Here is a 12159-nt window from a genome sequence, read left to right on the forward strand (position 1 = left end):
ATGTGCGCATAAGTTGTTATAAAGATGAGCATTTTGCATAAATGCTAAAAAAAAAAACGTGAAGAATCCATACTGAATTCTGCACGTTAATATTGTAATTCAACTCTCTTAATCCCTGCAACTTTTACAAACACCATATACTTCCAATCGGTGACCGTGTACTTCGAATCCTGTACTAGACTCTGCTTGAAGCTCTACACTTTTGAGTGAAGGATAGCTGAAGTCTTCAATCTTGCCGCATTGATCACAGATAACATGATAATGATCCGTCACATTGGCATCGAAGCGGCTTGAATTATCTCCGTATGTCAATTCCCGGACCATGCCAGCTTCCAGAAACATCTTCAAATTGTTATATACCGTCGCCACGCTCATACTGGGAAATTGGGGTTCAAGCGCTCGGTAAATTTCATCGGCTGTCGGATGCCCCATGGATTCCATCAGATAGTTCAATATGGCATGACGCTGGGGTGTAATACGGACACCGGTCGTTTTCAGATGCTCCAACGCATGTTGGACACGTGTTGCCATAAAACCCACCGCCTTACCTTTCATTCATTCTCTGCTGACGAGAATATTGCTGGCTCATCGTACAGAGTTGATTCCCGGCCATTAACAACGACAACACATCTTTCGTGTCGTGTAATCTTGCCAGTGTACATTTATTGTACGGCGATTACAAGTTTATTGTCAACGCGGCCGTCAAGGAACCTCTGTAGAATCATCCTGGGAATTTGCTCCGTCTTCGGTCGTTTGTTCCATATCTTCAGCGTTATCCTCAGTTTCCTGTGTGACTGTATCCGGTGTAGACACAGCGGGGTTGCTCTGAATGGTGAGATCACTGTTGCCTTCAATTTTCACCCTGTACTCGCCCTCACCGAGCTGGCCTTCTATGGTTTTATTCTGTACTTTGAACGGCAGATCCGTACTTAGATCTCCATAACTGCTGGAACCCGCAAGACTGTAGTCTCCACGATCAGGAAGTAATACGTTAATGGCTCCCACCGCACTGTACACATCCCAGTCCCCTCCGACTTTGGTAGATACGATGTTAATACTGCCATTAAGCGATTGGGCTTTGATTCCCAGATTGGCTCCATCCAGCGTAATATTGCCGTTGCGTGTCTCTGCGATGAATTCACCAACGGAGTCCGCAATACTGATACTTCCCACTTGTGTAGCAAGATCTACATCGCCGGAAATACCGCGAGCCTTCATATCTCCACGGTTACTGTCCAGATCGACATTACCAATGGCATTGGCTACAATGACATCCCCGTTCAACGTTTTCCCGGAGATATCTCCCACAGCATTGGTAATCCGGATACGTCCGTTACCCGTTTCCGCCAGTATGGTACTAATGGCTTCCGGACGGTTTAATAATATGGCTCCATTGGAAGTTCGAATATCCAGATTAAAACGACGATCATCCGGGATCGTAATGGTAAGATTCATCCGTGGCTGTGTTTTTTCATTGTCACCATACGTCTTGCCTGTAGCTTTGATATAAATTACTTTTGTACCATCGGCCTCTACAAAAGAGGCTGCTGCAACGGCCTTTGCCTGTACTTCCGTCGTCTGATCTACCCAGATCACTGTCCGTACTTCAATCTCATCCGTATCTCCGCGTTGTACCGAGATATCTCCGTTGACACCTTCAACCACCAAATCTGACGTATCCATGCGAACAGGTACACGAATCGTGCCCTTATCCTCCATATACCCTGCCGCTTGACTGTAGTCCATGGATGCCGCTCCGAGATTTAGACTCACTCTATTCCATAAGTGCATGTAGTGATCCTGCTCGGTGACGATAAATACGGAAGCTGCCAAAATCAGTGAGGTTAGAATGCCTTTGGCATCGGGTCTGAAACGTACTTTGATTTGCTCATCAGGATTGCTCGGGTTATCCGATTGCACCTTGTTTTTTCTGCGTGTCCACAGGAACAGCACAATATATTCAACACCTAAAACAACGAGCAAAAACGGCCACCAATCCACCATCTCATACACATAGTCAGTTCCCCACCGTTTATCCAAAATCAACAGCACACCGACCGCTATGATTAAGGCGGCAGCCGTATAGCGGCCAACCCGGACTTTACGGTTCATCACGTTCCCTCCTTGTATCGTTTCCACTACATTTTTTTCTTGTTCAACATCACCCAGAATTCACGACCAAACAGAAGCAAACCACCTACGATCATGAGAACCGCAAATGAATATCCACCGTACATGGCGAGAATCTCTTGAAACCAACGTGGTTTACGGAAAAACAGCACCATCAAAGACCCTCCCACAATCAGAAGTAATCCAAACGATATGCCTCTCTCCCAGACCATCATTGCATCTCGTGTAGAACGTTCATTGGATATCGGCTTGTCCGAAGTTGCCTGGGTTACTGCTCTACGTCTGCGCATCATGACCCAATCTGCAGATTGCAACACATCATATACATTGTAAAAGTAAATAACCGGAATACACAAAGCCAGTAAGATGAGCAATGGCACATTGATCTGTATACCAATAGATGAGAAGTACAACACTGCTGACAGATCAAGCAAAACAAGCAGCATAAAGGTCAAACCTCTCATGTACAATCTCAGATAAATATGACCCAGGCCAGGAATAATGGCACTCAGTAATCCCGCAATAAACTTGTGAGTCCGATTTCTAACCGGTTTGGTCTGAACTGTACGGGTCTTTTTATTCAATTGACGTCTCCGTTTCATAACATACTCCTCTCTTCTGATCTGACCTTCCGCTCTTCATGCATTTGGTTAGATAGTACCCTAAAGAGCACGGAGAGTAACTGGAAGAAATATGGATATGACCAAAAACCCTCCGGCACTACTGGCCTGGGGAGGGTTGTAATTCATTTATTCGATCGACACCTTAGTAACGTGTTCCCATTGTCTTAACTTGGATACCAAACCTACCGTTTGGAAATCATGCGGTACCTGAACATGTAACACAATCTCAATTTTGCGTTCAACTGACACCATCTCTGCATAAGCCAGGTCTTGTTCATTCACGGTAATTTTACGAATTTTGATCTTCTCCTGCTCCATACATGAAGACAGTTGTTCGAGAAAACCGGGTTCTGACAAGGTATGAAGTGTAACAACATGCAGTTTGTTCCCTCGTAAATACCTTAGCTCTAATTTGTTAAATACCCAGAGATTAAGCAATACCAGAACGGTGGATACGATAGAGGCAAAAAAGAATCCCGCACCTGCTGCGAGCCCAATGGCTGCAACAACCCAGATTGAAGCTGCTGTAGTCAATCCGGTAATGGATTTTCCCGTGAAGAGAATTGTCCCTGCTCCCAAGAATCCAACACCAGTAATTACAGCAGTAGCCAGACGCGCTGGATCAATCCTTACGTTTAATTCATTAGCAAAATCTTTAAAGCCATAAACAGATAACATCATAATCAGTGCAGAACCAAGGCATACCAGGATATGGGTACGCAAACCGGCAGCATGATTGGACCGTTCCCGCTCCAGGCCTACGAGCCCTCCAAGCAGCATAGCCAGCAATAATCGTAATAAAATGTGCCACTCATCAATGAACCAGGGATCGCCCAAAGTCGGTATTCCTCCTCAAGTTGTTAATATTATTAAAGTTTATTCTTGTGAAAAGTCGTTAATTCCACTCCAGGTGCAATCTGTGTGACTTCCACGGGCGTAAAACCAAATTTGGTGTACAGATTCACTGCGGGTTGATTCAGCGTTCCTGTGGAGACGATATAACGCGGAAGATCCGCATGCTGTTCCAACACATACGTCATCAAAGATGCCGCAATTCCCTTGCGAAAGTGATCCGGGTGCACCATCATTCGTGTAATGGTCAGTGTATTCTCCTCTTCCTCCGCTACAGCGACAGCCCCGATAAGCTCTCCGTCATTATGGATACAACCATAAAAACTCTCTCCACAATCCCGAAGTGTCTCCATCGTATCCATCAAAGGAGGAATCTCCTGAAATCCGATGATTTCGGCTTCCAATCGATAAGCTACATGTTGTAGTCTCCATAACTCTCCCAACGTCTCCAGATCACTCAGTGACAATGGTTGAATGTTCATATCCGTTCCCCCGTCCGAAATACATTTGTATCTATCAATACCAAAAAGAGGCTGTCACAGGGACGAGCCTCTTTCTGTCCGGCCTCACCGGAAGGATTAGCGGTTCAGTACATCTGCAAGCAGTTGGTTGGCTAGAGCGGGATTCGCCTTGCCTTTACTTTCTTTCATAACCTGACCAACAAGGAAGCCAATGGCTTTTTGTTTACCAGCTTTATAGTCTTCCACGGATTGAGGATTATTCGCTACAACCTGCTCAACGATGGCAAGTATGGCGCCTTCATCACTAATCTGCACAAGACCCTTCTCTTCAACGATCTGCTGTGGAAGCTTGCCGCTCTCCAGCATTTCCTTGAATACCGTTTTGGCGATTTTGCTGTTAATGGTACCCTTCTCCAGCAGTCCGATCATTTCACCCAAACCTTGACCTGTCAGTGGAACCTGAGACACCTCAAGATTGCTCGTATTCAGGTAACCCAGCAAGTCGCCCATGATCCAGTTGGATACGGATTTGGCATCCTGAGTGAATTTCAAGCTATCTTCGAAAAGATCAGCTATAGCCTTGGATGAAGTAATAACCTCTGCATCATAACTAGGCAATCCATAATCAGCCGTGTAACGAGCCTTACGCTCGTCTGGAAGCTCAGGTATGGTAGCTTTGATGCGCTCTTTCCAGGCTTCATCAATATGCAGCTTCACGAGATCAGGGTCCGGGAAATAACGGTAGTCATGCGCCTGTTCCTTACCACGCATCGACAGTGTTTTTCCTTGAGCTTCGTCCCAGCGACGCGTCTCCTGAACCACTTCGCCGCCATCATCCAGAATTTCAGCCTGACGATATTGTTCATATTCCAGACCACGTTGAACACCACGGAAGGAGTTCATGTTTTTCAGCTCAGCTCTTGTTCCCAGCTTCTCCTGTCCATGTGGACGCAGACTGATGTTGGCGTCACAACGCAGTGATCCTTCCTCCATCTTCACGTCCGATACATCACAGTACTGCATGATCGCGCGCAATTTTTCAAGATACGCACGTGCCTCTTCCGGAGAAGAAATCTCAGGTTCGGATACAATCTCCACCAATGGAGTACCGACACGGTTAAAGTCCACCAAAGACGCGTATCCGCCATCGATATGTGTAAGCTTCCCTGCATCTTCTTCCAAGTGAAGACGTGTGATACCGATTCGTTTCGTTTCACCATTCACTTCGATATCAATCCAGCCGTTCTCACCGATTGGTTGATCGAATTGCGAGATTTGATAAGCTTTTGGTGAATCGGGGTAAAAGTAGTTTTTACGGTCAAACTTGCTGACATCAGCAATCGTACAATTCAGGGCCATCGCTGCCTTCATTGCGTAGTCTACCGCCTGACGATTCAGTACTGGCAGTACGCCCGGATGTCCGAGACAGACCGGGCAGGTATGCGTGTTCGGCGGAGCTCCAAAAGCTGTGGAGCAGCCGCAGAAAATTTTGGAGTTGGTATGCAACTCCACGTGGACTTCAAGTCCAACGACCGTTTCATATTTAGATGCGGACATTTCTATATTCCTCCGTTCCGGGCAGTCTACAGCTGCGGACGCTGCTTGTGGAATTCTGTATTTTGTTCAAACGCATGCGCTACACGCAATACCGTTGTTTCATCAAAGGCTTTACCGATAATCTGCAGGCCAACAGGCAATCCATCCGAGAATCCACATGGAATGCTAACAGCAGGTACACCAGCAAGGTTAACCGGAATAGTCAAAATATCGTTCAGATACATCGTAAGTGGATCATCCACCTGTGAACCCAGTTTGAACGCCGTAGTTGGCGCAGTTGGTCCGATAATCACATCATATTTGGCAAATACATTGTCGAAATCCTGTTTGATCAATGTACGTACCTTCTGTGCTTTCAGATAATAGGCATCATAGTAACCCGAGCTGAGTGCATACGTTCCGAGCATGATACGACGTTTCACTTCGGGACCAAAGCCTTGACTGCGGGACTGATGATACAGATCCAGCAGGTTATCCGGATTGTCTGCACGCACGCCATAACGTACACCATCAAATCGAGCCAAGTTGGAAGAAGCCTCTGAAGATGCCAGCAGGTAATACGTAGCTACCGCATATTCGGTATGCGGAAGGGATACTTCTTCCCATGTTGCCCCGAGCCCTTCAAGAACTTTCAATGCAGACAAAACCGTTTCTTTCACTTGTGGATCGACGCCTTCACCGATGTATTCTTTCGGAACGGCAATGCGAAGCCCTTTAACATCACCTGTCAGTCCACTCAAATAATCCGGGATCTCTACTTTTGCAGATGTCGAATCTTTGGCGTCATAACCAGCAATGGCTTGCAATACATAAGCAGAATCTTCAACATTTTTCGTCAAAGGACCAATCTGATCCAGGGATGATGCAAATGCAACCAATCCAAAGCGGGAAACAAGTCCGTACGTCGGCTTCAATCCAACAACACCGCAATACGAAGCAGGCTGTCTGATAGAGCCACCTGTATCTGATCCAAGCGTGAAGTATGCTTCTCCCGCAGCCACAGCTGCTGCAGAACCACCGCTGGAACCTCCTGGAACACGATCAAGTGCCCATGGATTACGTACAGGGGAGAAACTTGAATTCTCATTGGAGCCGCCCATGGCGAATTCGTCCATGTTGAGTTTACCAATAGTTACGGTGTCCGCAGCTTTCAATTTCTCGACAACTGTCGCGTCATACACCGGGTCGAAATTACGAAGGAATTGGCTACCACACGTCGTGCGCAGTCCGTTCGTAACGATGTTATCCTTAATACCTACAGGCAGACCAAAAAGCAAACCTTTCTCCTCGCCGCTAACCAGACGGTCATCCAGTTGACGTGCACGAGCGCGTGCTTGTTCTTCATCCAGTGCCAAATATGCCTTAACTTTATCGTCATGCGCACCAATGTTCTGATACGCCTGATCCACCAAATCGCTGACCGACAGCTCTTTGGCATGCAGCTTGTTATGTAACTCAGGCAACGATTGTTCAAATAAACTCACAGTTTTTGTCCTCCTTCCGGTTATCCGTTATTCCATTACTGCAGGCACTTTAAACTGCCCGTCTTCTTCTTCCGGTGCATTGCGCATCACCTGTTCAATCGACAGGCTTTCTTTGGTCTCATCTTCACGCATAACATTGCTTACGTGCAGAACGTGAGTGGTGGGCTCGATGTCTTCTGTATCCAGCTCATTCAGCTTTTCTGCATATTTTAAAATCGCGTTCAGCTGACCTGTCAGGGTCTGTTCTTCTTCAGCAGTCAAGTTGAGCCGGGCCAGCTTGGCCACATGCTGAACGTCATTATTCGAAATACTCATTAGCGGATGCCTCCTTCATTCGGTCTGATTCCCGAAACGACCTGAAACGAATCGCTCGTTTAACGGGCTAAAGTCTCAAGATAACTTTTTTCATTATAGGTGAGATAGTTCGACAATTCAATGCAAATGACCTGACGGGCTTCCGGGAAGCTAAAATCAAACTTATAAAATCAGGACCACCCGTCCAACGGGTGGTTTGCTCTGGGGGTATAACCCCCTGTTGCCAAACTGCGCCTAAAGACGCTAGCCTGACAGCAGGGCTGTTCAGGCTCAGTGTTGTTTGTCACTTTCACTCACCAGTTAAACTGGTTTTACTTCTTTTTGCTCCGATTACTGCTGAATGGATCTTCGTATTCTTTTACACTCAGCTTATCTAACGCTTGATCATGTGCTTCTTGTTCACGAATATATTTTCTTACCGTTGCTTCATTTAGACCCACTGTACTCACATAGTACCCTTCTGCCCAAAACTTTCGATTGCCGTATTTATACTTGAGCTGGGCATGCTTCTCGAATATCATTAGCGAACTTTTTCCCTTTAGATATCCCATGAACGTGGAGACAGCTATTTTCGGTGGAATCGCTACCAACATATGAACATGATCGGGCATCATATGACCTTCTATAATTTCTACTCCCTTGTACTTACATAGACGTCTAAAAATTTCGATTAAGTCTTTTCTCACTTGATTATAGATTTCTTTCCGTCTATACTTCGGGGTGAATACAATGTGGTATTTGCACATCCACTTTGTGTGAGCTAGGCTATAGCTCTTGTTTGCCATCTAAGACCATTCCTTTCTTTGAGCCTGAACATCTCAATTTTATCGGAATGGTCTTAGTGGTCAAACCCTCGATTCCTCCACCCGCATAGCGGGTGGTTTTTTGTTTCGCGCGTTACACGCACTCAACTGGCTAAAGCCATAATAAAAAAGAGCCGGCATTAGCCGACTCTTAAAATTCTAAATCCATGCACGCAGATTAACCTGCTTTATAAAATCCGCCTGTGACATAACATCGTTCGCGGTTTCCTCTTCCTCTTCCACAGCTTGAAAATCTCCGTTCATCAGATGATGAAACAGCTTCTCATTGTGTGTCGCAAGGGCGTAATCTATCAACGCTTCTCGCTCGACCCGCTCAGCTTCCTGCTTCAGCAGAACCTCTTCCAGATCGACGTCGCCGGATGGAACAAAAAAGTTCCGGTTCACCTGCGGCACTCGAAGCACGTAATCGAACGCATTGTCCGGATTCCGGTCATAAGCGATGATGAAACCATATTCCCCCACAGGAAGATTCTGCTCAAACGCATCCGCGACGATGACAACCTTCTCTCCTAATCGCAGCATCGTCTAACCTCCTGGTAGTCTATCATTAATATTTATTTGTATAGTCTACTAGAAAAGAATAACGATGTCTAGGAATACTAGAATTAAACAACATATTTGTGCAAAATCTTTTTTCCATTTTTAAAATGATGTTATTTCTGATTCCGTCCACCTGGCTTGCGCTGTGATCGAATTACGACAAACCAATATATTATGAGCGGCGTGGGAAATCCGGTGATGCCCCATAATCCCCATAACCAAGGGAAATGTCCACGTCTGCGTGCGTCCCGAAAGATCCATGTGCCCTGAACCAGAAGAAAAATGCCAAGCAATGTAAGCCACAGTGGAGAAATCTCATCCAATGAATAATGCATTTTATTCATGATGAACCTCCTTCCGGCGCCGTCCAGCCCAAATCACAACCAAAACCACCGCAACAGCTGTACCAAGAGCCTGGATTCCCAGATATAGAGCTGGAGCAGATACGAAAAATAATGCCCCGAAGGTAATGGCAAGCAATCCAACCAACCAGAAACATATCATCTCGATCCAATTGGCTCGACGTCTAATCTGTCTCCGTTCCCTAACTTGGGCTTCAAGTGCACCCAAAGAAGGAATACTTGTCGGCTCAAATGCATCATCCAGCACTTTCATGTGTTGCTGCAATCGTTCTACAACTTCTTGTTCTTGTGCATCTTCTGATCTGCTCATCCTTATTCCAGCTCCTTTCTTAACTGACGGAGACCATAAGCTGTGCGTGACTTCACCGTTCCCGCAGGAATACCCAGTATCTCCCCGATTTCGTCATACCCGTATCCATAATAATGCTTCAGTAGCACTGCAACACGATGTTCGGGTGTCAGTCTTGTCATCGCATCCATGACATCTGTCCATTCTTCATTCCGAGTCTCAAGCTGCCAGCGGAATCGACGTACAGCCTGATCACGGATGAGAGCAAGCCAGTTCTGTTCTCTCTTCTTACGTCTTGTCTTATCGATATAGATCCGAGTCGCAATGGTGATCATCCATGATGAAAAGGCAGACGTGCCATCATATCGATGGATATTTTCCATACAACGAATCATCGTATCCTGCACCGTCTCTTCTGCGAGGTTAGCGTCCATTGTCACTTTGACAAGATACTTATACACAAACGTGTAGTGACGTTGCAACAACGATGCGAGTGCACTATCGTCTCCCGATACTGCTCTGCGTACCTCTTCCAGCTCAGCTGCCTTTATCATGAAATCACCTGCTTCCCGTTCAATCTGGAGTTAATACGACAGGCTCTGTAGAAACGTTCAATGGAATTAAAAAAAAATTAAAACCCGACAATTTCCCGGGCAATCAGACTTGATTCCGGTAATCTTGCAGCTTGTCGAACCATGGTTGGTTGCGGGCTCCATTTCTTAAAACACGGCTTGTCCATATATTCTGCTGAGACTTCATCATTTCATTGGCCACGCTAGGGTTATGTATTAAAGCTCGCTCAGTACCTGTTTCTCTTTTCCCACTTTCCAATATGCGACGGTTTTCTTCAATGATCGGATACTCGACACGCTGATTCAACGGAATAACTCTTGTTTTCTCCACTTTGATATTCCCCGCTCTCTTGATCTATATAAGTTGAACTAAAGATTATTTACACTGACACTACGATGACAGAATAACCTTCCAATCGCTGTTGTCCCCAGATTTTTTGATTCCCTTTTCTTCAAGGGAAAATCCGGTGATAGCGTATGCTTCCGATGCAGCTTTCTTTCAGAAAGCTTTTAGGCGAAGTGTATGCTTTCGGAGTAGCTTTCTTACAGAAAGCTTGTAGCTTCGCTTTTTCAGTTTTTTTCTGTACTCTCCGTTATCCTGTAAATGATTAGTTCAACTTATATACTATTTTTAAAAATTTATTATTTCTAAATCAATCTGTACTAACTGCTAACTTGCTATTGGTCTAAAACTGGCTTGTGATGAAGCGCATCTTGCATCTCTATGTAGCGTAAAAAAGGCTAATTCTGTGATAAAAAGGGGCTGAAAACAAAAAAAGAACGCAAACCGGGTATAGACCACAGTCTGCGTGCTTCGCGAGGTTGGGTGTTTCTTGGTAATGCTTCAGTTAGATGATGCCTTAACGCTTGTAACAACTAATTGCTATTCTAATGAAAAAGTTGTCACTTGTCCAGACTTTCTTCACATATCATGTCGGATTATCTTGCGGACACGTAAGGATTGTTCTGTTTCTCATAACCAATGGTCGTTTTTGGACCATGACCTGGATATACTTTTACCTCATCAGCAAAGGTGTAAAGCTTGTTCTGGATTGAATCAATCAGATCCCGTTCACGCCCTCCTGTCAGGTCCGTTCTGCCCACACCCATGCGGAACAGCACATCACCAGCAAACAGGTCGTTATCACAAAGCAAACTTACACTGCCTGGTGAATGTCCAGGTGTATGGAACACTTTAAACGTATGACCAATCAGATTCAGCTTCTGCCCTTCGTCCATGGCATATTCAGCAGGATCTGTCGAAAGCGGTGGTGTCGCCTGCGGCCAATTCAAAGATCCATTTAATTTCGGGGTGGTAAGCCAGTCGCTCTCCAAGTCATGAAGATAGACGGGACATCCCTTCAATTTACGGATCTCATCTACCCCGCCCATATGATCAAAGTGAGCATGAGTGAGGAGAATGGCTTCAATCTCCAAGTCTTGGATCGCCTTAAGCAGCGGCCCTGGATTCATGCCTGGGTCGATAATGACGGCTTTGCCCGGATCATCTCCTTGTAGGAGATACGCATTGGTCTGAAGCGGGCCTAATGAAAACGTACGAATGTTAAGCATATCGGCTTAGTAACCCGAAATCAGTTCACGCAGCTCACGGATAATGGCCGCATGTGACTCCGTTCCTTCCCCATAACGTTTACCAATCTCTTGACGCGCCACAGCCAAATTTTCTTGATAATCTGCTGCTTCACGATCTGGATTAAGGCGTTTGAATTCAATCATGACTTCCTGTACATGCTGCGGACGAGGTCCCCACTGACCCAACACATGACCACCTGTATCTGCGAAAATAACAACTGGCACGGAACGGCCACCCATCGTCAGGAATTCATCCATCACTTCCGGATGGTTCTCCATAATCAGAACTTCTGTTGGAATTCCTGAGATTTCAAGCGCCTGGAACACAACCGGAATATTACGGACAACATCTCCGCACCAGTCAGCAGCCAGAATTAACACACGCAGATCATCGCGATGGTTCAGACTCTCAAAGAACTCACGATCCTCTTCGTTCGACCAAGTAAAGCTATCATAATTGGCCTGGAATTCACTTTGGTTCTTGGTCATACTCTCGATAAAATCTTTCGGTGGAAGACCTTTACCGAATTTGTGAGACAAGTTGGGTTTACCCATGA

The 12159-nt window shown here is 45.7% G+C and carries 16 protein-coding genes; all 16 read right to left on the reverse strand.

All coding sequences use genetic code 11. The features are described from left to right. Positions 1-108 precede the first annotated feature (108 nt). The 16 genes from perR to MHI12_RS25705 all read right to left on the reverse strand — a co-directional run bounded on the left by perR (position 109) and on the right by MHI12_RS25705 (position 12157). On the reverse strand, positions 109-531 hold the full coding sequence (gene perR / locus MHI12_RS25630; protein ID WP_026081471.1) for a peroxide-responsive transcriptional repressor PerR: 423 nt from the start codon (positions 529-531) through the stop codon (positions 109-111). Between the two features lie 171 nt (positions 532-702). Next, a complete protein-coding gene (locus MHI12_RS25635) occupies positions 703-2112 on the reverse strand; it encodes a DUF4097 family beta strand repeat-containing protein (protein WP_405170689.1) in 1410 nt (469 codons plus the stop codon). 26 nt (positions 2113-2138) lie between these two features. Next, positions 2139-2732, reverse strand: coding sequence for a hypothetical protein (locus MHI12_RS25640; RefSeq protein ID WP_405170690.1), 594 nt, complete (start codon positions 2730-2732; stop codon positions 2139-2141). Positions 2733-2879: 147 nt separating this feature from the next. After that, entirely contained in the window at positions 2880-3590 is a 711-nt protein-coding gene (locus tag MHI12_RS25645) for an MgtC/SapB family protein (RefSeq protein ID WP_017692302.1), read from the reverse strand. Positions 3591-3622: 32 nt separating this feature from the next. After that, a complete protein-coding gene (locus MHI12_RS25650; protein ID WP_405170691.1) occupies positions 3623-4087 on the reverse strand; it encodes a GNAT family N-acetyltransferase in 465 nt (154 codons plus the stop codon). Between the two features lie 96 nt (positions 4088-4183). Then, complete coding sequence (gene gatB, locus MHI12_RS25655; protein WP_405170692.1) at positions 4184-5623, reverse strand: Asp-tRNA(Asn)/Glu-tRNA(Gln) amidotransferase subunit GatB; 1440 nt, start codon at positions 5621-5623, stop codon at positions 4184-4186. 26 nt (positions 5624-5649) lie between these two features. Beyond that, positions 5650-7107 (reverse strand): Asp-tRNA(Asn)/Glu-tRNA(Gln) amidotransferase subunit GatA, encoded by a 1458-nt coding sequence (gatA, locus tag MHI12_RS25660; protein ID WP_036667997.1) that lies wholly within the window; start codon positions 7105-7107, stop codon positions 5650-5652. A gap of 27 nt (positions 7108-7134) precedes the next feature. After that, positions 7135-7422, reverse strand: a complete 288-nt coding sequence (gene gatC, locus MHI12_RS25665) for an Asp-tRNA(Asn)/Glu-tRNA(Gln) amidotransferase subunit GatC (RefSeq protein ID WP_036607033.1) — start codon at positions 7420-7422, stop codon at positions 7135-7137. Positions 7423-7733: 311 nt separating this feature from the next. After that, positions 7734-8207, reverse strand: a complete 474-nt coding sequence (gene tnpA / locus MHI12_RS25670; RefSeq protein ID WP_307536646.1) for an IS200/IS605 family transposase — start codon at positions 8205-8207, stop codon at positions 7734-7736. Between the two features lie 177 nt (positions 8208-8384). Continuing rightward, positions 8385-8768 carry a hypothetical protein gene (locus MHI12_RS25675; RefSeq protein ID WP_024631336.1) on the reverse strand — a complete coding sequence of 128 codons (384 nt, stop codon included), beginning with the start codon at positions 8766-8768 and terminating at the stop codon, positions 8385-8387. A gap of 131 nt (positions 8769-8899) precedes the next feature. Continuing rightward, positions 8900-9130, reverse strand: a complete 231-nt coding sequence (locus MHI12_RS25680; protein ID WP_341008877.1) for a sigmaY antisigma factor component — start codon at positions 9128-9130, stop codon at positions 8900-8902. Continuing rightward, on the reverse strand, positions 9123-9458 hold the full coding sequence (locus MHI12_RS25685; protein WP_341008879.1) for a YxlC family protein: 336 nt from the start codon (positions 9456-9458) through the stop codon (positions 9123-9125). The genes MHI12_RS25680 and MHI12_RS25685 overlap by 8 nt, the downstream gene beginning before the upstream one ends. Before the next feature lie 2 nt (positions 9459-9460). Continuing rightward, on the reverse strand, positions 9461-9991 hold the full coding sequence (gene sigY / locus MHI12_RS25690; protein WP_405170693.1) for an RNA polymerase sigma factor SigY: 531 nt from the start codon (positions 9989-9991) through the stop codon (positions 9461-9463). Between the two features lie 103 nt (positions 9992-10094). After that, positions 10095-10340, reverse strand: coding sequence for a hypothetical protein (locus tag MHI12_RS25695; protein WP_405170694.1), 246 nt, complete (start codon positions 10338-10340; stop codon positions 10095-10097). Positions 10341-10948: 608 nt separating this feature from the next. Further along, entirely contained in the window at positions 10949-11581 is a 633-nt protein-coding gene (locus MHI12_RS25700; protein ID WP_062836481.1) for an MBL fold metallo-hydrolase, read from the reverse strand. Positions 11582-11587: 6 nt separating this feature from the next. Next, the gene (locus tag MHI12_RS25705) at positions 11588-12157 is read right to left on the reverse strand and encodes a thioredoxin family protein (RefSeq protein ID WP_017692292.1); all 570 of its coding nucleotides are present in this window, start codon (positions 12155-12157) and stop codon (positions 11588-11590) included. Between the last annotated feature and the right edge of the window lie 2 nt (positions 12158-12159).

Source organism: Paenibacillus sp. FSL H8-0280 (assembly GCF_045040665.1).
GTDB classification, from domain to species: Bacteria; Bacillota; Bacilli; order Paenibacillales; family Paenibacillaceae; genus Paenibacillus; species Paenibacillus xylanexedens_A.